This window comes from Candidimonas sp. SYP-B2681, assembly GCF_003971065.1.
Taxonomy (GTDB): Bacteria; Pseudomonadota; Gammaproteobacteria; order Burkholderiales; family Burkholderiaceae_B; genus Pollutimonas.
The window spans coordinates 73,337-96,411 of record NZ_RYDV01000009.1 but is presented as its reverse complement, the minus strand read 5'-3'; the positions used below and the strand labels follow the sequence as shown (position 1 = coordinate 96,411).

Here is a 23,075-nt window from a genome sequence, read left to right as displayed (position 1 = left end):
ATATATTGATTAACACCACTGACCGTTCCCAGACCGCGAATGAAAAAACATGTAGTACGTATTGTAGGCGGTGATTACCGCCGGACCCCCATACCGGTTATCGATGCCGAAGGGCTGCGCCCGACGCCAGATAGGGTGCGAGAGACCTTGTTTAACTGGCTGCACCATTTATGGGCAGGGGATTTCTCGCAAAAACGTGTACTGGACCTGTTTGCCGGAACCGGTGCTCTTGGCTTTGAAGCCGCTTCACGCGGAGTGGCGCATGTACAGATGGTTGAAAATAACCCGCAGGCCATTGCCTTATTGCGAAGCCTGCGAACTCGCCTGAAAGCAGACCATGTACGTATCCACGCCGGCAACGCTTTGGTGGTACTGGATCGACTCAACGACACCCCTTTCGACTTGATCATGGTGGATCCGCCATTTGATCAGGGCTGGCTCGAAAGGCTATGGGCCAAATTGCCCCTGGTTCTCAGACAGGACGGCTTGTTGTATATTGAATCAGAAGCGCCCGTACTGCCGCCCGAATCATTCGAAATTTTGCGTCAGTCTCGCGCGGGCCACGTGCACTTTCATCTGCTTCGGTTTGCTGCATTGCAAAAAACAGTCAATAATCGCGATATCAGTGAAAATAATAAGCTTAAGCGTGGCGATACCCAAGAGGGTGTGCCATTTACTACCCCTTTTGAAAATTCGGAATCCGCATGATTACTGCCGTCTATCCCGGAACGTTCGACCCCCTGACGCGGGGTCACGAAGACTTGGTGCGTCGCGCTGCCGGCCTGTTTGACCACGTTGTCGTGGGCGTAGCCCATAGTCATGCAAAAAAACCCTATTTTTCAGTCAACGAGCGTGTAGAAATCGCCCACGAAGTGTTGGGGCATTACCCCAATGTCGAAGTCAAAAGCTTCGCCGGCCTTCTTAAAGATTTTGTGCGCGAACAAAACGGCCGCGTCATCGTGCGAGGCTTGCGCGCCGTATCGGATTTTGAGTATGAATTCCAGATGGCCGGCATGAACCGGCATTTACTGCCCGAAGTTGAAACGTTGTTCATGACGCCATCGGACCAATATCAGTTCATCTCCGGAACCATCGTGCGTGAAATCGCCATTTTGGGGGGCGACGTAAGCAAGTTCGTCTTTCCGTCCGTCGAGCGATGGCTGCATAGCAAGGCGAAAGCCCGCCGCGAAGAGCAGGAACAGGAAACTTCCCGCTAGGGTTAATACGGCGCTTTGGGCGATTGGCTATTACACTAGTGCTTTGCCTTGTCATGTCGCTGACATTACAGGACTAGTGTTGTTTGTTTTAGCAGGAAGAAGCCATGGCTCTACGTATTACCGAAGAGTGCATCAATTGCGATGTTTGCGAGCCGCAATGCCCTAACAATGCGATCTCAATGGGGCTCGAAATTTACGAAATCGAACCATCGCATTGCACCGAATGTGTCGGACACTTTGATGAACCCCAATGTCAGGTCGTGTGTCCCGTCGAATGCATTGTGTTCGATCTTGATCAGCCGGAAGACCACGATATGCTATTGGCCAAGTACCAACGCCTGACCGCCAGCGCCTGATCAAAAAAGTGGCCTGCGACGCCGCGTGCGGCCGCTACGGCCATAGCACGGGGCCAAATTCCGGGTGTACCTTAACCAAGCGACATGATCGATTTAGGAATGTAGATACCCAGGTGGCGACCAGTTCGCCTTCGTCGACGACATCCACTTGCTGTCGGCCTACCATGACCTGCCGGCGCACACTATCGTCGTCCTCGAGCACATCTAGCGGGATATCCAGCCGCAGCATCCCGTCGGCTCGCATTACCAAACAGCCCATGCTGATGTCGACCTGAATTTCGGCCAATTTGTCGCAGTCGTCTTGGGAAAGCCAGTTGCCGGACTCGTCCACCACCAGCCACCGCTTGTCGTATTGGGCTGCTTCGGGCTTTGAGACGCCGCTGCAAGACGCAATAGGGAAATAGAGTACGGTATTCATTGTCCGAGAAGTCCTTTTAATGCATCGCCTATGCTTTTGACTGGATCCATCGGCTTTTTCGGGGGCGGAGGAATTGGGGAGGCAGGCGGCGGTTCTTCCAGCTTGATGCCAGCCTTGTTAGATAGCATATCAATTAATCCATCCCGCACGGCCGCTTTCACTGCCTTGCTACCGATATCCTTCCATTGAACCTGATAAGTCAGCTTATCGAAAGGGCCAGAAATCCGTACAGGAACCGTCGCGTTCTTCAGTTCGGCTAACTCTTTACCATCTTGCTCAGTAGATGTATTGACGACCCTTACATTGATGCTTAGATCCAATTGGTTATTAACGATATCCAGAGAGGCTGGCGTCCCCTGAGAGATACGTAGCAAGGGTCCCACCAGGCTGAGTCTCTTTACGGTACCCTGACCATGGTTGAAGTCGATGTCTGCGTCGAGCGTCGTGAAATCAGTCTGTCTGCCCAGATCGAATTCGGTCGCGACATCGGGCAACTGGCCGCTGAACATATTGCGTACGACGGCCGTGGCTTCCCGCAGGGTTTGGCTTACGTTAAGGCCTTTAACAGCGCCGTCACGTACTCGCGCCTGAACCGTACCGGTAAGGCCAGATTTTAGCGCGGGCACCGTCAGACCCTGGGAATTTACCAGGACGTTAACGCTGCCTTGGCCGGTCAGGCGATTCTCTTGGGCCAACCCCTGCAAGAAAGGACCCAGCGCAATATTTTGAAGCGATAGATCGGCGCCCACTTCGTTGTTCGACGTAGCCGTGATTTTTCCATCAAGCTTTCCATCGTATAAGTTAGCCGTGATCCCGCTAATAGTAAGTTCGCCATCCGCGGCACGAAGCGCTGCCGCAAACTGCCCGGCCTCAAGGTCCTTGACCTTGATCTCGCCAATGGCGATGTTGCCAATGATGTCTACCGAGTTCAAAAAAGATAGATCGAGTGTGCTTGCGGGGACAATGATGGGGGTACGCGCTGTCGTGGCTGCCGCCGCTTTTTGGGCGGGCTCGGCAGCCGGTTTTGTACCTTCCTTGACTGGCGTCTCAGTCGGTACCGCCTTAACGACTGGAGGCGGGAACATTGTGTTCAGGTCCAGTCTGTCGGCAGAGAGGTCGAATGCCACCTTGGGATTAGCAAGTTGCGTCGCCTTGACGCGAAAATTTAGCTTGCTGCTGCTGAGTACTGCATTAATTTCACTGACAAGCTCGTCTTTGATGAGATCAGTCTGCAGACTGCCAATGAACGGAACCTCGACAGTGCCGCCAGGCAGCGCCGCATCTTCTATCCTTACATCCCCCTTCATTGCAGACAGAGCCCCCTTTTTCTGCAACATATCCCAGTTGGCCGGTGACGTCATCTTAAGCTGCACTAGCCGGTCGCCCTGCTTCAAACCACCATCAACCTTCAGCTCTTTAAGCGTCAATTTCTGGGCATTGCCGCCGATGCCATTCAGACCGAGAGCGACCCCAAGAACTTTGTCCTTGCTGCGTAGCTTGACCGTACCCGATATGGGTTCGCCTTTGGCCGACCCAGGCGATACCGATAAACGCGGCGCATCGAAGGCGATGTCAAAATTATCATCAGGCCGGTTACCCTTCGCCCGGTAGGTCATTTTTTCGACTTGCAGTTCGGCCTGGCTGCGATCGATCTTGAGCTGAGGAACGATGAGGCTCGTTTCAAGGTTTTTGACGGGCTTATCGCCAACAAGCTCGCCCTGCACGAGGAATTCAACGTTGCTCGCGCTGAACATTTGAGAATACGCGCTATAAGCCAGGTTGCCCCGTAACGTTGCCGACTTGGCCTCAAGCTGACCGAGCTTGCCATTTACCAGCACATTGATTTTTTGAGCGGAATACGTTTGTTGCTCGGGATTGAACTTGACCACCGCCTGCCCTTCGAGCCGGGCATCGGCCACGGGAAAGTCACCGATAAGCTTACCTTTCAGGGCAACATCGAATGCCTGATCGTAGGTCATGCGGCCAGTATTGACGTCAAGCTGCACGACGCGCGCGACAGAGCCGGTAACCTTATCAAAGAGGTGGATCTCGCCATTCTTGAGGTCAAGTCCAGCGATGTCGATCTGAAAATCGGTGCCCGAGGCGGCGTGGCCGGAAAGCGCCGCCGGCATTTGCCTGGCAGCGGCGACAGGAACGGAGCCTGACGCCGATGCCGTGGATGGCGCCACAGTTGCCGAAGCGGCTGACGCTTCCGGCAGCACCGCCGCAGCAACGGCTGCAGCAGGCGCCAAAAGAGCCGCAACCGGCGAGCGCCGCTCGATCAGGTCGCGAAAATTGAAGTCACCCTGTTCATCTCGTATGAGCCAGGCTTTAAAACCCGTGACGGCAACATGGTCGACAACCAGACGATTAGACATTAGCGGCCAGATCGCCACGGCAAAGCGCGCACTATCGATAGAAGCGAAGGTGTCGGAGCTATCTCGATCAGACAGGGATACGCCTTGAACGGACAAGCCAATCCGGGGAAACAGCGATAACTCGATATCACCCTTGATCGACAAGGTGCGTTGATATCGGTCAAACACGATTTCCTCAAGCTTGCTTTTATAGGCGTTCGGGTCGAATGTCAGGAGAAAGATTGCAATTCCCACCAGCGCAACCAAAAACACCACGACGATACTTATTAGTATTCGTTTAAACCAGACTTTCATTTACGGCCTCTAGAACCACGGGAGAGCCCCCCGGCACAATACACTGCGAATATCATGAATGCTAACCCAACTTAGATGGATTGATCAGGACCAACAGTCTTTTGGGCAGTAAGCACACGTAAAGTTCTACGACTAGCACTGCGATCGGAGTTTTATTACTATGGGATATATGAAAATGAAACATAACTCTATCGGCTCGTCTGCCAAGGCCGGTACGATATACCCGTCGTTTCACGTCGATAAACTCTAAACTAAAAGACAATACACATGAAATTTGAAACACTTGCGATTCACGCCGGATACCAGCCAGACCCTACGACGAAGTCGGTCGCTGTACCCATTTACCAGACCACATCTTACGCGTTCGACAGCACGCAGCATGGGGCCGATTTGTTCGACCTTAAAGTGGCCGGCAACATCTACACCCGCATCATGAACCCTACGAATGCGGTCCTTGAAGAGCGCGTTGCCGCGCTCGAAGGCGGGGTCGCTGCCCTGGCTGTGGCGTCTGGCATGGCAGCAATCGCGTATGCCATACAGACAATTGCGCAGGTAGGCGATAACATTGTGTCAGTCAGCAAGCTATATGGCGGCACGTACAACCTGTTTGCCCACACTTTTCCACGCCAGGGAATCACCGTCAAATTCGCACCGCACGACGACGTCGCGGCGCTTGAGGCCCTGATCGACGAAAACACCAAAGCCGTATTTTGCGAAACGATAGGCAATCCAGCCGGTAATATTGTCGATATACAGGCAATCGCCGACGCCGCGCATCGCCATGGCGTGCCCCTGATCGTCGATAACACCGTCGCCTCGCCCGCATTATGCCGGCCGTTCGAGCACGGTGCAGACATCATTGTGCATGCACTGACAAAATATATGGGCGGCCACGGAACGACCATCGCTGGCGCCGTGGTCGATTCCGGGAAATTCCCCTGGGCCGAGAACAAAAAGCGCTTTCCCATGCTGAACGAACCCGACCCGTCTTACCACGGAGTCGTGTACACCGAAGCCTTCGGTCCTGCCGCTTTCATAGGGCGCTGCCGCGTGGTGCCGCTACGCAATACCGGCGCGGCTCTATCGCCATTCAATGCCTTTTTGGTCTTGCAAGGCATCGAAACCCTGTCGCTTCGCATGGAACGTCACACCGAGAATGCGCTGAAAGTGGCGCAATTTCTTCAGCAGCACGACCAGGTTTCATGGGTGCAATATGCCGGCCTCAGCGACCACCCAGAACATGCGCTGGCGCAAAAATATCTTAACGGCAAGCCCGCCAGCATTCTGTGCTTTGGCATCAAGGGCGGCAGCGCTGCCGGCGCCCGCTTTATCGACGCGCTTCAGCTGATCCTGCGACTGGTAAATATTGGGGACGCCAAATCGCTGGCATGCCACCCGGCATCAACGACCCACCGGCAGTTGAACCCCGACGAGCTGGCCAGTGCAGGGGTAGGCGAAGACATGGTCCGCCTGTCGATAGGTCTTGAACATATCGACGACATTCTTGATGACCTTACACAGGCATTGAACGCCAGCAAAATCTAACGGGTTTGAAGTCGATTTGCAGAATAGGGCCTTGTGCCCTTTTCGCAGTGCGCTACAGCTTGCCCAAAATTCCGGACAAGGAATTGATCAATGACGTGCCGCCATCCTGCGAGGCGTCTAACGCGCCGGCCGGAGTGGCCTGATCGACCAGGCTCGGCAACATTATGCTAAGGCTGTTTAATACCGTACTAGTGTCAAGGCCGGACCGCGTAGCCAAGGTATTGACCACATCGTCACCCAACACGGCATTCAGCTGCTTGGGCGATACCGGCTCGTTCTTCCCGCTGCTTACCCACGATGCAATGATTTCACCCAGGCCGCCTTGCTGGAATTTATCGATTAACCCCGGCAAGCCGCCTGGATAGCCTTTGACCAGTTCAATCAACGCCGGCAACAACGATGCCTGCGCGCGCGCCTGCGCATTGTCGCTTCCCATGGCGGAAACGATTGAATCTAACAACCCCATTTTTTGCCCCTCCAAACATTTGATCGCTTTAAGTCTAACGCTTTTCATTCAAATGACTGTAAAGCGCTGCCTGTAGTTCGGGTATAGTAGCTTTCATTAAAAATAGAATCATTATGGTGGAGAGGCTTTATGCTGATAGGAATCCCTCGGGAAAGCCTTGCCGGTGAAGCGCGGGTGGCGGCAACGCCCGAAACGGTAAGGAAGTACCTGGCTGGCAAACATACCGTTGTGGTCGAGCGCGGAGCCGGTGCCGGCTCGCACTATCCCGACGACGCTTATGCAGAAGCAGGCGCGCAACTGGTCGACAGCACTGAAGCGCTGGGCGCCGATATCGTGCTCAAAGTTCGCTCGCCCAACCATCTCGAACGCCAGCACATGAAAGCTGGCGCCGTGCTGGTCGGCATGCTGGATCCATTCGATCCGGCCGGTATCAGCGATCTGGCCGGCGCCGGCCTGACGGCATTCGCGCTGGAGGCCGCACCGCGCATTACGCGCGCGCAAAGCCTGGACGTGCTCTCGTCACAAGCCAACCTGGCGGGATACAAAGCCGTTTTGCTTGCCGCCGACCATTACGGCCGCATGATCCCCATGATGATGACAGCGGCCGGGACGCTCAAAGCGGCCCGCGTCGTGATACTGGGTGCCGGAGTCGCAGGCCTGCAAGCCATTGCCACCGCCAAACGGCTGGGCGCGGTGGTCGAGGCCTCTGATGTCCGACCCGCGGCAAAAGAACAAATCGAATCCTTGGGCGCCAAGTTTATCGACGTCCCCTTTGAAACCGATGAAGAACGCGAAATAGCGCAAGGCGTGGGGGGCTATGCGCGCCCCATGCCAGCGTCATGGATGGCGCGGCAGGCAACGCTGGTGGCAGAACGCTGCCGCCAGGCCGACATCGTCATCAGCACTGCTCTTATACCGGGGCGCCCGGCGCCCGTACTGATCAGCGCCGAAACCGTCCAAGCCATGAAGCCGGGGTCGGTCATTGTCGACCTTGCCGTCGAAAGGGGCGGCAACTGCCCGCTTTCGGAAAAAGACGTGATTGTTGAAAAGCATGGCGTCACCCTGATTGGGTTAAGCAATCTGCCAGCGCTCATCGCCACCGACGCATCGGCGCTATATGCCCGCAACGTACTTGACTTCATGAAACTCATCACCGATGCCGATGGTCAGCTGGCCATCAAGCAAGACGACGAAATCATCACTGCCTGCCTGATGTGCACAGACGGCAAAGTCTTAAGGAGCGCCTGATGGAAGCCGTAAGCCCTACCCTGATTAATTTTATTATCTTCGTGCTGGCTATCTATGTTGGCTTCCATGTCGTGTGGAACGTAACTCCCGCCTTGCATACTCCGCTTATGGCCGTCACCAACGCCATCTCGGCGATCGTGATCGTGGGCGCCATGCTCGCGGCCGCGCTGACCGAAAGCAGCCTGGCGCGCTACATGGGTGTATTTGCCGTAACGCTTGCCGCAGTGAACGTATTCGGCGGCTTTCTCGTCACCCGCCGCATGCTCGAAATGTTCAAGAAAAAAGACAAAAAACCCACTAGCGGAGGCGCGGCATGATCTCCATCAATCTGGTCACGCTGTTCTACCTGATCGCATCGGTATGTTTTATCCAAGCGCTCAAAGGCTTGTCCCACCCAACTACATCAAGGCGAGGCAATGCGTTTGGCATGGCCGGTATGGCGATCGCAGTCGTTACAACCGCCGCACTTATCGTTAGCCTGGCCACCGAAGGCAAAGCCGGAATAGGTTTGGGCTGGGTGCTATTGGGCCTCCTGGTTGGAGGCACCGTGGGCACCGTCATGGCCAAGCGGGTCGAAATGACCAAGATGCCGGAACTCGTCGCCTTCATGCACAGCATGATTGGTCTGGCCGCTGTGGCCATTGCCGTGGCGGTCGTCGCCGAGCCGCATGCCTTTAACGTGGCGGCGGTGGGTGCCCCAATCCCAGTGGGCAACCGGCTGGAACTGTTCATCGGCACCTTTGTTGGAGCCATCACGTTCTCGGGCTCGGTCATTGCGTTTGGCAAGCTCTCAGGCAAATACAAGTTTCGCCTTTTTCAGGGCGCGCCTGTGGTGTTTTCTGGCCAGCATATGGTCAACCTAGTGCTGGCGCTGACCATGCTGGGCTGCGGCCTGTGGTTCATGGCCACGCAAGAATGGCTACCGTTCATCATCATGACGGCCCTGGCCTTCGTGCTGGGGGTGCTGATCATTATTCCGATTGGCGGCGCGGACATGCCCGTGGTGGTATCCATGCTTAATAGCTATTCCGGCTGGGCCGCTGCAGGTATTGGGTTCTCTCTTAATAACCCCATGCTGATAATTGCCGGATCTCTGGTGGGGTCGTCGGGTGCCATTCTGTCCTACATCATGTGCAAGGCCATGAACCGGTCCTTTTTCAATGTGATCCTGGGCGGCTTTGGCGCCGAACCCGGCACTGGCGCATCGGCAGACCAGACGCAGCGCAACGTGCGCTCGGGCAGTGCCGACGACGCTGCATTTCTGATGAGCAATGCCGAAACAGTCACCATCGTCCCAGGTTATGGCCTGGCCGTGGCACGCGCCCAGCACGCCCTGAAGGAGCTGGCCGAAAAGCTCACTGCCAATGGCGTGACGGTCAAATACGCCATTCACCCTGTCGCGGGACGCATGCCCGGGCACATGAACGTGCTGCTGGCCGAAGCCGAGGTGCCCTACGATCAGGTATTCGAAATGGATGATATCAATAGCGAATTCGGCCAGACCGATGTCGTATTGGTGCTGGGGGCCAACGACGTGGTCAATCCCGCGGCGAAGAACGATCCGCAATCGCCTATCGCTGGCATGCCGATTCTGGAGGCCTACAAGGCCCGTACCGTCATCGTGAACAAGCGTTCCATGGCAGCAGGGTACGCTGGGCTGGACAACGAATTGTTCTACATGGATAAAACAATGATGGTCTTCGGCGACGCGAAAAAGGTCATCGAAGACATGGTAAAGGCGGTGGAATAAGAATAACCGGCATCGTTTTCCTGGGGCCCGCTTTGGGCCCCAATGCTTTTATGCGTCGATGCCGAATTTGATCCCCTGCGCCAAGGGTAATTCGCGTGAGTAATTCACCGTGTTCGTCGCCCTGCGCATGTACATCTTCCATGCATCCGAACCCGACTCACGACCGCCACCGGTTTCCTTTTCGCCGCCAAAAGCGCCCCCGATTTCGGCACCCGAGGTCCCAATATTGACGTTTGCGATGCCGCAGTCCGATCCTGCCGACGACAGGAAGAACTCCGCTTCGCGCAAATCATTGGTAAAGATGGCAGACGATAATCCCTGCGGTACATCGTTTTGCATCTGCACGGCGTCTTCGAAGTTTTCGTAACGCATCACGTACAGTATCGGCGCAAACGTTTCGGCGCTCACCAACCGCGTTTGCGCGGGCATCTGGACCAGCGCAGGCGCCACGTACCACGCATCGGGAAATTCGTCAGCCAATTGCCGCTGCCCACCGAAAACATCGCCGCCAGCGTCCTGGGCCGCCTTCAATGCCAGCTGCATAGAGTCGAATGCGGACTTATCTATCAAAGGACCCACCAGAGTGTCGGCATCCAGGGGATTACCGATGCGCGCGCTTGCATAGGCTTTCTTCAAGCCCGCCACTAACTCGTCGGCGATACGTTGATGCACGATTAGCCTACGTGTCGAAGTACAACGCTGCCCAGCCGTTCCCACGGCTCCAAACAGAATGCCGCGCATCGCCATTTCGATATCGGCGGTAGGAGTAACAATGATCGCGTTATTGCCGCCCAGCTCGAGCAACGACCGCCCAAAACGAGCCGCAACCCGGGGAGCGACGGCGCGGCCCATACGCGTGGAGCCAGTCGCCGACACTAGCGCTACGTGACAGTGATCGGCCAAGGCCTCACCTGCCTGACGTCCGCCGATCACAACCTGGGACAATCCTGGGGGAGCATCACCGAATTTTTTCACGGCCCGTTCGAACAAGGCATGACACGCCAAAGCGGTCAATGGCGTTTTCTCGGAAGGCTTCCAGACGACAGAATCACCGCAAACAATAGCCAGCGCCATGTTCCATGACCATACCGCGACCGGAAAGTTGAAAGCGGAAATCACGCCCACGACACCCAACGGATGCCAGGTTTCCATCATGCGATGACCAGGCCTTTCAGAAGCGATCGTCAAGCCATACAACTGTCGCGACAACCCGACCGCGAAATCGCAAATGTCTATCATTTCCTGAACTTCGCCTTCGCCTTCTGCCAGTATCTTGCCCGCTTCGACGGATACAAGTCGACCCAGCGCTCGCTTGTTGGCACGCAGTTCGTCGCCAAGTAAACGTACCAGCTCGCCGCGCCGCGGAGCTGGCACTGACCGCCACACCTTGAATGCCTCTTGCGCAGTATCTACCGACGCGCTCACCTCGGCCATTGTGTGTTCGTGCAAGTGCGCAATGATGGCCCCGTTAATAGGCGATCGCGCGAGCACGGTTCCGCCAGTCAATACAGAGGGGGCGATCCCAAGGGAGGCCAATAGTTCTTTAATGTCCATGGGTTTCCTGATCGAGTGCCGGGGCTGATTGACGCTGCCGGCACGATTCAATTCTGAGGTGTTCCGGCATGAGTTAACCTGTAAAGAAAAAGCGAATGCGCTATGGGTCATAGCATAATCTGATGCATGTGCCGATAGTTCAACCTCTTCAAAGCGAATTCTAATGACAACCCGTTCCATCCACGCTTTCAATGCTCAAGAAACTGCTGAACTGCTACCTTTTGCCGAACTGGTCACCGCGCTTGCCAACGCCTGCACTCAGTATGCCAACGGCGACATTTGCGCGCCCGAACGCCAGGTAGTGCCATTCCCGCTGGGCGGAGTGATGCTTTCCATGCCTGCCACGGCCGACGATATTGGCATCCATAAACTGGTCAATGTTGTCCCGAGCAATCGCGCATTGAACCTGCCCACAATACATGGCGTCGTGTCAGCCTACGATAGCCGCACCGGCCGGGCACTATTCATACTTGATGGCCCCACTGTTACGGCGAGACGCACTGCAGCAGTATCCATGCTGGGACTCAACGTATTCCTTCCATCAACCCCGCGCCGAATTGCCCTTATCGGTACCGGCACACAATCGGTGGGACACATCGAGGCACTTGCCGCGCTCTACCCAGGACTGCGTGTCACAGTGACTGGAACAAGCCTGGAAAAGGCGCAGGCCTTCGTGAAAACGCAGCAATGTCTGCCATTGCAATTAGAAGCCACCGCCATCCCCCCTGACGACGTCGATGCCATCATTACGCTCACCACCAGCGCAAGTCCCGTCTACAACAAGCCTGCCAATGCAGGCATATTGGTCATTGGCGTGGGCGCGTTCAAGCCCGAGCTTGCCGAAATTGGTCCCATTACGCTCGGCGGCAGCCGCATTTACGTTGACGACCCCGCTGGCGCGCGACACGAAGCGGGCGACCTTATACAGGCCAACGTGGACTGGTCCATGGTGCAGGCCTTGTCATCCGCCCTAGCGGAAGGCGTGAACCGCGATCGGCCTATCGTATTCAAGACCGTAGGATGTGCCGCATGGGACTTGGCTGCCGCACGCTGCGCGCTGCACATGGCCAGCATGCGTGAACTGGCCATTTAACGAGAATAGTCATGGAAACGACTCGATATTCGGGTAGACTATTCCGGCGCCGCTGTTCTATGCTCGCCTGTGTCCTTTAGTAATGATCTACATCAATGTCTACTGCCAACTTTAGCAACACCGATGACGAAGACGATCCTTTCCTGGTGACCTCTTCGCTGGAAATTCTGTCTGTCCTGCGTTCCATCGAATCCAGGCGCGCCCTGTTGCGCATGCACGTCGAGGGTCGGGAGGTCGCCATCATTACGACCATTCTCGAAATCGACGCAGCCAGCAACTCATTCATTGTGGACAATTCCGCCGACGAGGATTTCAACCGGCGCATTACGTCGGCAGAGCTTGTCAATTTTGACACGAACATCGATAAAGTTCGCATCCAGTTTTCCACCGCTCAGGTAACCGGCTGCATGCAAGACGGCATGCCCGCATTACGAGTACCTATTCCAGATTCGCTGCAGCGCATACAGCGGCGCGAATACTACCGGGTCGACATACCGGTAAGTAATAGGGCCTCGGCGACCTTTACCATAAGGGATGACAAGGGCGAACGAACCGTCAAGTTCGAACTTAAAGACATCAGCGCCGGCGGCATCTCGGTTTTCGACAACACCCACGTGCTGGATAATGCGCTGGGAACGTTATACAGAGACTGCAGAATCGAGCTGCCAGAAGCCGGCGTGGTGGTTACCGATCTCATGATAATGAGGTCGCTCGACGAGATCTTGCTCAACGGCAAGGAGTCACGACTGATTGGCTGCAGGTTTTTCGAGCTGTCCAACCCAATGAATTTCATCGTCCAGCAATACATAGGCAAACTTGAACGTAAGCTCAACGCGAAGCGTCGGGGTTTCGAATAGACGATTAGGGTGACCCCTTATGGTGCAGCGAAGGAAGCTGCGTTGCACCATGACCCATCAAAATAGCTCACGAAATAACGCCCTCGCGAGGGTGTTATTTTAAATATTCCTTCGCGATTAGCGCCCTACGAAGTAGCTGATCTACTGGCACAGCATTTGCGTTAGCTCTATTGATTCGTCGCTCAAGTGGGGGCCGACAATGGCGCCTAGCCCACCTTCGGTATTCCAACCGCGTTTCCATGCTATTAATGATGGTCCTTGATACGCGATTGGATTGCCATGCCTTCAGCCATTGTCCTGCATCAAGCCGGCCCGGCGGAGAACCTGAAATTTGAGCCGGTTGCGGTTCGAGCACCTTTACCCGGCGAGATCCGGCTCAGGCATACCGCCGTCGGCGTAAACTTCCACGACGTCTACGTCCGTTCAGGCTTGTATAAAACGTTGGCTCTACCCGGCATTCCAGGGATAGAAGGCGTCGGAGTCGTGACTGAGCTGGGGAACGAGGTCGAACATCTGAACGTAGGCGATCGTGTCGCATACATTCATGTTGGCTACGGCGCTTATTCAGAAGAACGGACGTTACCCGCCGAGGCAGCGATTCGACTATCTGCTGGCATTGACGACCACATCATCGCCGCCACCTTGCTCAAGGGCCTTACCGCGCAAGTTCTGGTGCATGAGGTTTACGCCGTCAAACCCGGAGACTGGGTGCTGGTTCATGCGGCCGCCGGGGGTGTTGGTTCCTTGCTGTGTCAGTGGGCCAGCCACTTGGGTGCCCACGTCATTGGCACGGTGGGCTCACTGCATAAAGTGGAACTGGCACAGCGCTATGGGTGCAACCATGTCATTCAATACCGGCAAGAAGATTTTGTCGCCCGGGTGAAAGACATTACGAACGGCGAAGGGGTGCAAGTGGCATACGACGCGGTTGGCAAAGACACCTTTTTCGGATCCCTGGCATGCCTGGCGCCGTGCGGACATCTGGCCAATTACGGACAGGCATCCGGGCCTGTGCCGCCGTTTGAAGTTTCCGCCTTGTTCGCCAAGTCTAATTCCTTGTCGCGGCCGAGCGTATTTCAGCACCTGAAGAAAGTCGAAAAACGGCAGGCTGCCGCGGCCGCGCTCTTTGAAGCGCTGAATGACCATGTCTTGCAGCCTGGCCACATTGCAACGTTCGGCCTTGCCAACGCAGCGCAAGCACATCACGAGATGGAATCAAGGTCGCGACAAGGGTCAGTGATACTGACGATATAGGGGGGGAGTTATGGTGGGCGGTACAAGGTTCGAACTTGTGACTTCCACCGTGTGAAGGTGGCACTCTACCACTGAGTTAACCGCCCGAAGTTGTCGTTCCCAAGCTTGAAGACAGCCTGCTTTACGACCAACTGCGAAGGCAAGAATTGTACACTAAACTATCATGCCTCGACGGCGCGCCACAAGCAAGGCTTGCCCGCCGTCTTGTCCAACGTTGTCAAATACGCGTCGTGCTCTTGAAGTTCCGCTTCATTGGCCAACAACACCGTCAAGACCGAGGCGTCGAAGCGTTCGACCCGCAGGCCGTTGGCATCCATGCCGCTGTCTTCCTCGAAATCCATTAGCAAGGCATCTTGCCCGCGCGTCATGGCCAGCCATACGTCGGCCAAAAGTTCTGAGTCGAGCAGCGCACCGTGCAGTGTACGGTGGGCGTTCGAAATTCCGTAGCGTTCGCACAGGGCATCAAGCGAATTGCGTTTGCCCGGGTGCAGTTCACGCGCATATAGCAAGGAATCGGTCACTTTGGCGCATAGCTTGTCGAATGATGGCAAGCCGACTCGTGCGAGTTCCGCGGTCAGAAATTTGGTGTCAAAGGCAGCGTTATGAATGATGACTTCCGCGTCTTTCACATAATCCACCAACTGTGCAGCAACGTCTTCGAAACGGGGATGCGAGGACAGGAAATCGGTGGTCAGGCCGTGTATAGCCAACGCTTCCGGATCACTGTCGCGGTCAGGATTCAAGTACAAATGCAGGTGCCGGCCGGTAAGACTGCGGTTCACCATTTCCACACACGCAAGCTCAACCACCCGGTGCCCCCTGGAAGGGTCCAGCCCTGTGGTTTCCGTATCCAGCATAATCTGACGCATAACTATTTTGTTCCTTTACTACTAATAACTATTTCCGGCCCGGCTAAGCTTAACGATCCAACGCCAGAGGCAATTCACCGGTTTCCTGAACGCCTTGGGTTTTGGTCTTGCGGGCAATCAGGGTATAGGCAACGGGCACCACGAACAACGTCAGCAAGGTGCCTAAGCTTAAACCACCAACCAGCACCCAACCGATTTGCTGTCGTGACTCCGCGCCGGCACCTGTGGCATAGGCTAAGGGCAAAACCCCCAATACCATCGCGCCCGTAGTCATAAGTATAGGCCGCAAGCGCAATACGCTGGCTTCGGTCACTGCCTCGAATAGCTCAGCCCCTTCGGCGCGCAATTGGGTCGCGAACTCAACAATCAGAATGCCGTGTTTCGTAATCAGCCCGACCAGAGTAATCAGCCCGATCTGGCTATATATCGACAAGGTGCCCCCCGACAGCCACAAGGCGAGCAAGGCGCCTGTCATGGACAAGGGTACCGAAAACATGATGATGAGCGGATTGCGCCAGCTTTCGAACTGCGCCGCAAGAACCAGGTAAATGAACACCAGCGCCATCAGGAAGACCAAATAGATACTCCCTGAAGAATCGCGGAATTCGCGCGACTGCCCGTCAAGGTCGGTCTGCACCGTATGCGGCAGCGTGTCGCGCGCAACCTGATTCATATGCTCGAGGACTTCACCAAGCGCATAGCCGGAAGCGATGGATGCCTGCACCTTGACCGCACGAAGGCGATTGAAGTGATTCAACGATTGCGGCGAGACGCTTTCGGAAACGGTAAGGAAATTGGACATCTGGACCATGCTGCCTTGCCGCGTGCGCACATAGATATCAGAAATATCGGCCGGGTCGGCACGGTCGGCTTTTTTGACCTGCACGATGACATCGTACTGCTCACCGCTGTCCTGGAAGCGAGTCACTTGGCGTCCGCCGAGCATGGATTCGAGTGTGCGCCCGACGTCACCGACGTCTACGCCGACATCTGCCAGTTTGTCTCTGTTGATCACCACTTTGAGCTCCGGCGTGTTCAGCCGCAAGTCGGTGTCGATATTCTGCAATCCAGGGTAGCCGCGCAGCTTGGTGACGAACTCATCCACCAGCCTGGCCATTTCCGGGTAGCTGGCCTGGCTCATGACGACAAAATCGACCGGTTTGGAGGTTGCCCGCTCTCCCAGTGAAGGCGGATTAGTGGGAAAGGCACGTACGCCTGGAAGCGCCGCAAACGTTGGTTGCAACGCGCGGGCAATGCTTTGCTGCGACTGATCGCGGTCGCCCCATGGTTTGAGCCGCAAGATGGCAATGCCGTCGGTCACCGTGGGAAAACCAATGATTGTTTGGTTCCCGCTCGATTCCGGAACTGATGCATACACCCCTTCAATCTGTTGCACGCTTTGAAGGGTGTAATCGAGCGTGGAACCTTCCGGCGCGCTGACCATGCCGTAAATCACACCGCGGTCTTCAATGGGTGCGAGTTCGCTTTTCACCGTCTTGAATAACACCACACTGCCGGCGGCGACTACGAGTCCAAGAAGGAGAACAATGACGCGATGACGCAGGGCGCGTGCCAGCCCATTTCGATAACGGTGGGTAAGCGACACCAGGAAATTCTCGACGAGGGTATAAAACCGCCCATGCCCAACTTCGTGTTTTAGCAATGCGGCGCACATCATGGGAGTGAGGGTAAGCGCGACAAAGCCCGATACCAGCACGGCACCGGCAAGCGTCAAGGCGAACTCAATAAACAGGCGCCCTGTCCGGCCCGTCGCGAACGCCAATGGTGCATACACCGCCACCAGGGTCAGCGTCATGGCGACAACCGCAAAACCGATTTCCTTGGATCCGAGCAACGCCGCCTCAAGCCGCGTCTTGCCTTCTTCGATGTGCCGGTAAATGTTCTCAAGCACAACAATAGCGTCGTCAACCACCAGACCGATAGCCAGCACCATGGCAAGAAGCGTCAATGTATTGATTGAGAAGCCGAACAAGTACATGATTCCGCAGGCGCCGATCAGCGATACGGGTATGGTGACAATCGGGATCAAGCTTGCGCGCCAATTACGCAAGAAAAAGAAGATCACCAGCACGACAAGCAGAATGGCCTCACCTACCGTGTGGTAAACAGACTTGATCGATTCCTGAATAAATACTGAACTATCGTATGCAATGGTCAGCTGCATGCCCGCCGGTAAATTTTCATTTATCAACGCCACTTCTTTGTGCGCTTCGCGGGACAAGTCCAGCGGATTGGCTGTCGACTGCTTGGTAATGCCAATGGTCAAGCTGGGCTGGCCATTGAATCGCGCCAGCACCCGGTCGTCCGCTGGCCCAATCTGGACATCGGCCACATCGCTCAAGCGTACTGGATACCCGTTTACGGTAGCGACAATGACCCGGTTGAATTGTTCCGTGGTTTGTAAATCAGTGGACGACACTACCGAAAACTCGCGGGCGCGAGATTCTATTCGCCCAGCCGGTATCAACACGTTTTGCTGGCGCAACGCCGATTCGACATCTTGCACGATCAGGCCATAGGCCGCCATTTTGGCGCGGTCGATGTAGATCCGCATGGATGGGAGGCGCTCGCCGAACACTCGCACCTCGGCGGCGCCAGGCAAGACGGACAGGCGCGTCTTGACGTATCGATTAATGTAGTCGGACGCCTGCAATTGCGAGTAATCGCCCACCCCGACACCGATGTAAATAATAGGCGTGGAATCGGCTTCCACTTTGCTGATAATAGGTTCGTCAATTTCGTCTGGCAAAAATCGGCGCGCCCGCGAGACCTTGTCGCGAACTTCTGCTGCCGCCGCATCGGGGTCGCGCGACAGGTTGAATTTGACATTAATGAGGCTGCGTTCGGAGCGACTTCGGGAGGTCATGACATCCACCCCTTCAATGCCGGCCAACTGGTCTTCCAAAGGTTTGGTCACCTGGGACTCGACCACTTCCGGCGAAGCGCCTTTGTAGACGGTTACCACTGACACCACCGGCTCGTCGATCGCGGGATATTCTCGCACCGAAAGCCGCTCGTACGAGATCAAGCCCACCAACACAATGATCAGCGACAGGACCGTCGCAAAAACTGGACGCTTGATACAGATTTCAGAAAGAATCATGGGAGCACCCGAAATCAGGAGGCTGCGGTTTTTTCGGCGGATGGCAAGATCTCGACGGCAACACCGTCGGCTACTTTTTGCAGCCCGGACACGACGATCTTGTCCCCTTCTTGCACGCCACTTGTAATTTCTACTTTCCCTTCGCGGCGCTGCCCAACTCCAACAGCCAGTCGCTTGACGCGACCTTGTTCGACACGGAAAACATACTGCGACTCGCCCGAGGGAACAAGTGCTGTTTCCGGTACGACAAGCGCCTGGTCATCGGCAAACTGCAACTGCACCCGTGCAAACATGCCGGGACGCAGGGCCCCATCGGTATTAGGCACATTGGCCCGCAACAATAAAGAGCGACCGCCCACGTCGACCAGCGGACTTATCGCCCCCACGACGCCCTCTCGGGTTTGACCCGGCAGCGCATCGAAACGCAAGGCAAGCTTGATGCCCTCGCGGACCTGCCCCAGGAAATGCTCAGGAATCCGAAAATCCACCTTAAGTGGATCGATTGACTCTACGGTGACCAGGTCGATACCCGGACTGACGTAGTCGCCCACCGACACATTGCGTAACCCTATAAGGCCGTCAAAAGGGGCACGTATTGCTGTTTTATCAAGATGAGCCTTGGCGAGGGCCGCCGCCGCTTGCTGCACCTTCAACTGGCTGGCAGCCTCATCGCGGGCCTGCTTGCTGATGAACCCCTGTTTACTAAGTTCGGTTGCCCGCCGGTACTGGCTATTTGCCAGGCTTAGATTGGCCTGCGCTTGCTGCAACTGGGCCTTTACAACGCTATCGTCCAGTTGAACCAAGACTTGGCCCTTGGTGACCTTACCGCCGTCGTTGAAGTTTATTTCGGCAATCCGTCCGGTGACCTCGGGGCGCAACATCACCGAGTTCTCGGATCGCAAGCTACCGACGGCCGACACGCCGCGCATCCAGGGCACGCGTACCACAGGCGCTACTTCGACCGCGATTTTTTTCTCAACCGGGGCTGTGGCCGCGGGAGCTGCGGTGGGAACTTTCGCAGATGAAGCATTTTGATTCGCAAGCCAATTTGCCCCGGCGGCGCCAAGTACTACGCCGGACACGAGAACCAGCACGAAACCTATGGTGGAGTTTTTCATCAAGTCTAGACGGATTCAGACACAATTTGTGACTGTAGCATTGGATTGTTCATCGCTGCATGCTTTTATTTGTCATCGCGGCACGCGCGTGCTCGACGCCCATATTGGCAAGTTCGTCAGCACGTTCGTTACCTGGGTCTCCGGCGTGGCCGCGAACCCACCGCCACGTCAATACGTGCTCGGCCACCAGGACGTCCAGCTCCTGCCATAAATCGGCATTTTTCACGGGTTTTTTGTCGGCCGTTCGCCATCCACGCCGCTTCCAGTTAGCAAGCCATTCGCTCATGCCTTTCTGAACATATTGAGAATCGGTATGCACCACTACGTCGCAGGGGCGCTTTAGAGCCTTAAGGGCCTCGATGACCGCCTTGAGTTCCATGCGATTATTCGTCGTGTCAGGTTCACCGCCATACAGCACCTTTTCGTGGCGTCCCTGGCGCAACAAAGCGCCCCATCCGCCCATTCCGGGGTTGCCTTTACAGGCACCGTCGGTCCATATTTCAACTTGACTGCTATTCATTGATTTGTTCTGCGCACGCAATGGCAAAATAAGTAATAGTGAAAGAACCGCCTCACGTCTTTAGACCGGAATGACGCCCCGTTACCACTGCCTGGCTGCGCACCCTTTTACTGGCCGTTTTCCATGCGGGCCCGACCAGGCGCAACGCGGTTACGTGCTTGACCGCAGAGACCACATAAACGGCACCGCATACCGGCCACCAGCGATCGCCTGCGGCCTCCATGAAAGACCACCTGTCCAGCCATACTTTATTGAGGCAAGGGGGCGCATAGCATCCGAAACGTCCTCGATCGAGCTCCAGCGACAGCAGCTTGAACCAATCTTTGAGGCGAGCGAGCGACACTTGCATGTGAGCCGGTACCGGCATAAGCGGATCAAGTCCCGGGATGCGTTCGCGTCCCCCCCAAAGGCTCCAAGGATTAAAACCGGATATCACCACACGCCCCTCGGGCATCAGCACGCGTTCGACTTCGCGCAAAATCTGGTGCGGCGCATTAGAACATTCAAGAACATGTGGCAGCACCAGCAGATCGATGCTTTGGGTATCGAAGGGCAAATATTCAGGATCGTTAATGACGACAGCGGATTGCCCGAGTGCATTTTCGAACGGACTGCAGCTGCGTCCCTTGAACGGTATGCGATTTGCTTGCAATAAATCCCAATGCGGCAGCCCAATTTGTATGGCATGATAACCGAACACATTGGTAACCATGCCGTCTATTTGTTTTTGTTCCCACGCTTGAACATACTGGCCCGGCGCAGTGGCCAGCCATTGGGCAAGCTCTACATTCAGTGGTTGTTCCGCCTGCACATCAACTCCCTTGGCTTTATGGTAAACATTAAACTAATCCCAATTCCTGCCCTGTCCGATAACTATATATGGATGGTGCACAAGAATGGCCATGCCATTGTGGTCGATCCCGGGCAGTCAGCCCCGGTGGAAGCAGCACTGGAGCACCATAATCTGGTGCTGGATGCCATTTTACTGACCCACCATCACGCCGACCATGTCGCAGGCGCGCCGGCATTACAACAGCGAACAGGGGCTATCGTCTATGGCCCGGCTTCCGAGCAGCTACCGGCTTGCGACCAGCGCCTTGCGGAAGGTGATACGGTACAACTGCCGCGCCTGGATTTGACGCTTACTGTGCTCGACATCCCCGGGCATACCGCCGGTCACATTGCGTATTATGGCTCATGCCGATCCGGGAAGCCCTTGCTTTTCTGCGGCGACACCTTGTTTGCAGCGGGTTGTGGTCGTTTATTTGAGGGCACGCCCGCCCAAATGGTCAATTCTCTGGGTAAACTAAGCGATTTACCGCTAGATACACTTGTGTGTTGCGGTCACGAGTACACTCTAGCGAATTTGCGTTGGGCGCTTCAGGTAGAGCCCGATAACCTGGCTTTGCAGCAACGGTGGGAAACGGTTTCGCAACTCCGTTCAGAAGGCGCGCCTTCTTTGCCCTCTACCATAGGTGCCGAGCACAAGACAAACCCGTTTTTTCGTACTTCGCAAGCTACCGTATTAAATGCTGCCTCGCGCTATGCGGGAAAGCCGCTGGATTCAGCTGTGGCCGTTTTTGCCAGCTTGCGCGAATGGAAGAATAACTTTAAATGAATTCCCGATGAACTGCCTACGACTATTCATTCTGCTAATCGTAGCAGTACTAGCGGGCTGTGCCACCAACACCTCCCAGAATCCTTACGCCCCGGCAAAGAAGTTCTACACTGCTGCCGAAACGTCGCGCACGATCGATCTTACCCACCCCCCACGCGATATGTGGGACCGCGTAAGGCGCGGGTTTGCCATACCGAACCTGGACAATGAATTAACTGCACGCTGGACCGAATATTACGCGTCCCACCCCGAGTCCGTTCTGCTCATGAGCAAGCGGGCCGGAAAATACCTGTATTACATTGTCGACGAGCTCAACCGCCGCGGGCTACCAACCGAACTCGCACTGCTTCCCTTCGTAGAAAGCGCCTACAACCCGACTGCTTATTCTCGCGCCAAGGCGTCTGGGTTGTGGCAATTTATTCCCAGCACCGGACTGCATTACAACCTTCAACAAGACGCATGGCGCGATCAGCGCCGCGACCCCGTGGCGTCTACGCACGCTGCCCTCGACTACCTGGCCTATCTGTACGACTTCCAGGGCGACTGGTATCTGGCGCTGGCCTCGTATAACTGGGGCGAAGGATCGGTTAAGCGGGCGATGGAGAAAAATGCAGCAGCGGGCATTCCTGCCGATTACGCAGCACTCAAAATGCCCGAAGAAACACGTAATTACGTACCTAAGCTGCAAGCGATCAAGAACATAATTACCAACCCTAAAAAGTATGGCATTACTCTGCCGGAAGTCAGCAATACGCCGTATTTCACCAAGGTTCAGAAAACTGACGACATCGATATCGAGGTGGCGGCCAAGCTTGCGGAAATGCCACTGGACGAATTCAAATTGCTTAACGCATCGTTCAACCGGCCTATTATTCTCGCCGAGCACCAGCCCGCCTTACTCCTGCCTTTGAATCGCGTTGACATATTCAACGCCAATCTGGAAGCTTACAAAGGCCGGCTGAGCGCATGGCGAACTTACAAAAGCCAGCCTGGCGAGTCATACGTGGACATTGCCAAGCAATACGGCATCAGCACTGCGCAGCTACGTGCCATCAATGGCCTGGGAAGCAAAGCGACCAAAGCCGTGGCACAGACACTGTTAGTGCCTGCCGAAGGCATGCAAGGCAGCATTCAGCTGGCCTCGCTTCAGGTGTCCGAAAGCCAGACTGACGCGCCCCGTTCCACGCCATCGCGTGGCAACAAGGATGTCGTCGTCATGCGCCGCAAGGCCAATGTCCGAACTCATACTGTCAAGGGCGGCGACACGCTGTTCTCCTTGGCTAAGCAGTACAACACCTCGGTTAACGAATTGCGCAAGCTGAACAATCTGAAGGACAGCAAGCTAAGCAAGGGTGACCGGCTGCGTGTTCCCGGAACGAGCATACGCGGCTAACTC

Annotated in this window: 21 protein-coding genes and 1 tRNA gene; 12 read left to right on the top strand and 10 right to left on the bottom strand. The window is 55.7% G+C overall.

Annotated elements, in window-relative coordinates; genetic code table 11:
• Window positions 1–39: 39 nt before the first annotated feature.
• From rsmD to EKL30_RS17190, 3 genes are all read left to right on the top strand, one after another.
• Window positions 40–708: a 16S rRNA (guanine(966)-N(2))-methyltransferase RsmD gene (rsmD, locus tag EKL30_RS17200; RefSeq protein WP_126708474.1), complete on the top strand. Its 669-nt coding sequence runs from the start codon at window positions 40–42 to the stop codon at window positions 706–708.
• On the top strand, window positions 705–1,217 hold the full coding sequence (gene coaD, locus EKL30_RS17195; protein ID WP_126708473.1) for a pantetheine-phosphate adenylyltransferase: 513 nt from the start codon (window positions 705–707) through the stop codon (window positions 1,215–1,217). Before rsmD ends, coaD begins: the two co-directional genes overlap by 4 nt.
• Before the next feature lie 104 nt (window positions 1,218–1,321).
• Window positions 1,322–1,573 carry a YfhL family 4Fe-4S dicluster ferredoxin gene (locus EKL30_RS17190; protein ID WP_126708472.1) on the top strand — a complete coding sequence of 84 codons (252 nt, stop codon included), beginning with the start codon at window positions 1,322–1,324 and terminating at the stop codon, window positions 1,571–1,573.
• A 34-nt stretch (window positions 1,574–1,607) separates the two neighbouring features.
• Here EKL30_RS17190 and EKL30_RS17185 read toward each other — a convergent pair whose 3' ends face one another.
• Together EKL30_RS17185 and EKL30_RS17180 are read right to left on the bottom strand one after the other, a co-directional pair.
• On the bottom strand, window positions 1,608–1,991 hold the full coding sequence (locus tag EKL30_RS17185) for an MOSC N-terminal beta barrel domain-containing protein (RefSeq protein ID WP_126708471.1): 384 nt from the start codon (window positions 1,989–1,991) through the stop codon (window positions 1,608–1,610).
• Window positions 1,988–4,663, bottom strand: a complete 2,676-nt coding sequence (locus EKL30_RS17180) for an AsmA family protein (RefSeq protein ID WP_126708470.1) — start codon at window positions 4,661–4,663, stop codon at window positions 1,988–1,990. The genes EKL30_RS17185 and EKL30_RS17180 overlap by 4 nt, the downstream gene beginning before the upstream one ends.
• Before the next feature lie 267 nt (window positions 4,664–4,930).
• Here EKL30_RS17180 and EKL30_RS17175 point away from each other — a divergent pair, with 267 nt between their 5' ends.
• Window positions 4,931–6,208, top strand: coding sequence for a bifunctional O-acetylhomoserine aminocarboxypropyltransferase/cysteine synthase (locus EKL30_RS17175; RefSeq protein WP_126708469.1), 1,278 nt, complete (start codon window positions 4,931–4,933; stop codon window positions 6,206–6,208).
• Window positions 6,209–6,260: 52 nt separating this feature from the next.
• Here EKL30_RS17175 and EKL30_RS17170 read toward each other — a convergent pair whose 3' ends face one another.
• On the bottom strand, window positions 6,261–6,674 hold the full coding sequence (locus EKL30_RS17170) for a YidB family protein (protein WP_126708468.1): 414 nt from the start codon (window positions 6,672–6,674) through the stop codon (window positions 6,261–6,263).
• A gap of 129 nt (window positions 6,675–6,803) precedes the next feature.
• Here EKL30_RS17170 and EKL30_RS17165 point away from each other — a divergent pair, with 129 nt between their 5' ends.
• The 3 genes from EKL30_RS17165 to EKL30_RS17155 are packed head-to-tail and all read left to right on the top strand — an operon-like array spanning window position 6,804 to window position 9,672.
• Window positions 6,804–7,922: a Re/Si-specific NAD(P)(+) transhydrogenase subunit alpha gene (locus EKL30_RS17165; protein WP_126708467.1), complete on the top strand. Its 1,119-nt coding sequence runs from the start codon at window positions 6,804–6,806 to the stop codon at window positions 7,920–7,922.
• Window positions 7,922–8,239, top strand: a complete 318-nt coding sequence (locus tag EKL30_RS17160) for an NAD(P) transhydrogenase subunit alpha (protein ID WP_126708466.1) — start codon at window positions 7,922–7,924, stop codon at window positions 8,237–8,239. Before EKL30_RS17165 ends, EKL30_RS17160 begins: the two co-directional genes overlap by 1 nt.
• Window positions 8,236–9,672, top strand: coding sequence for an NAD(P)(+) transhydrogenase (Re/Si-specific) subunit beta (locus tag EKL30_RS17155; RefSeq protein ID WP_126708465.1), 1,437 nt, complete (start codon window positions 8,236–8,238; stop codon window positions 9,670–9,672). The genes EKL30_RS17160 and EKL30_RS17155 overlap by 4 nt, the downstream gene beginning before the upstream one ends.
• Window positions 9,673–9,720: 48 nt before the next feature.
• On the opposite strand, the gene EKL30_RS17150 is transcribed toward EKL30_RS17155, so the two are convergent.
• Window positions 9,721–11,226, bottom strand: a complete 1,506-nt coding sequence (locus EKL30_RS17150; RefSeq protein WP_126708464.1) for an aldehyde dehydrogenase family protein — start codon at window positions 11,224–11,226, stop codon at window positions 9,721–9,723.
• A 163-nt stretch (window positions 11,227–11,389) separates the two neighbouring features.
• Between EKL30_RS17150 and lhpI the strand changes: the two genes are divergently transcribed.
• The 3 genes from lhpI to EKL30_RS17135 all read left to right on the top strand — a co-directional run bounded on the left by lhpI (window position 11,390) and on the right by EKL30_RS17135 (window position 14,430).
• Window positions 11,390–12,319: a bifunctional Delta(1)-pyrroline-2-carboxylate/Delta(1)-piperideine-2-carboxylate reductase gene (gene lhpI, locus EKL30_RS17145; protein ID WP_126708463.1), complete on the top strand. Its 930-nt coding sequence runs from the start codon at window positions 11,390–11,392 to the stop codon at window positions 12,317–12,319.
• Window positions 12,320–12,414: 95 nt separating this feature from the next.
• Window positions 12,415–13,176: a flagellar brake protein gene (locus EKL30_RS17140; RefSeq protein ID WP_126708462.1), complete on the top strand. Its 762-nt coding sequence runs from the start codon at window positions 12,415–12,417 to the stop codon at window positions 13,174–13,176.
• A gap of 279 nt (window positions 13,177–13,455) precedes the next feature.
• Complete coding sequence (locus tag EKL30_RS17135) at window positions 13,456–14,430, top strand: quinone oxidoreductase (RefSeq protein ID WP_126708461.1); 975 nt, start codon at window positions 13,456–13,458, stop codon at window positions 14,428–14,430.
• Window positions 14,431–14,441: 11 nt separating this feature from the next.
• Here the strand turns inward: EKL30_RS17135 and EKL30_RS17130 are convergent.
• The 6 genes from EKL30_RS17130 to EKL30_RS17105 form a co-directional block, all read right to left on the bottom strand.
• Window positions 14,442–14,516 (bottom strand) — tRNA-Val (locus EKL30_RS17130).
• A gap of 75 nt (window positions 14,517–14,591) precedes the next feature.
• Entirely contained in the window at window positions 14,592–15,299 is a 708-nt protein-coding gene (gene dnaQ / locus EKL30_RS17125) for a DNA polymerase III subunit epsilon (protein ID WP_126708460.1), read from the bottom strand.
• Window positions 15,300–15,348: 49 nt separating this feature from the next.
• Window positions 15,349–18,423 carry an efflux RND transporter permease subunit gene (locus EKL30_RS17120; RefSeq protein WP_126708459.1) on the bottom strand — a complete coding sequence of 1,025 codons (3,075 nt, stop codon included), beginning with the start codon at window positions 18,421–18,423 and terminating at the stop codon, window positions 15,349–15,351.
• 14 nt (window positions 18,424–18,437) lie between these two features.
• Window positions 18,438–19,541, bottom strand: coding sequence for an efflux RND transporter periplasmic adaptor subunit (locus EKL30_RS17115; RefSeq protein WP_126708458.1), 1,104 nt, complete (start codon window positions 19,539–19,541; stop codon window positions 18,438–18,440).
• A 49-nt stretch (window positions 19,542–19,590) separates the two neighbouring features.
• Window positions 19,591–20,061 carry a ribonuclease HI gene (gene rnhA / locus EKL30_RS17110; protein ID WP_126708457.1) on the bottom strand — a complete coding sequence of 157 codons (471 nt, stop codon included), beginning with the start codon at window positions 20,059–20,061 and terminating at the stop codon, window positions 19,591–19,593.
• Between the two features lie 52 nt (window positions 20,062–20,113).
• On the bottom strand, window positions 20,114–20,872 hold the full coding sequence (locus EKL30_RS17105) for a class I SAM-dependent methyltransferase (protein WP_233583228.1): 759 nt from the start codon (window positions 20,870–20,872) through the stop codon (window positions 20,114–20,116).
• An 18-nt stretch (window positions 20,873–20,890) separates the two neighbouring features.
• Here EKL30_RS17105 and gloB point away from each other — a divergent pair, with 18 nt between their 5' ends.
• Together gloB and EKL30_RS17095 are read left to right on the top strand one after the other, a co-directional pair.
• Complete coding sequence (gloB, locus tag EKL30_RS17100; RefSeq protein WP_126708456.1) at window positions 20,891–21,679, top strand: hydroxyacylglutathione hydrolase; 789 nt, start codon at window positions 20,891–20,893, stop codon at window positions 21,677–21,679.
• Between the two features lie 7 nt (window positions 21,680–21,686).
• A complete protein-coding gene (locus EKL30_RS17095; protein ID WP_126708455.1) occupies window positions 21,687–23,072 on the top strand; it encodes a transglycosylase SLT domain-containing protein in 1,386 nt (461 codons plus the stop codon).
• Window positions 23,073–23,075 lie beyond the last annotated feature (3 nt).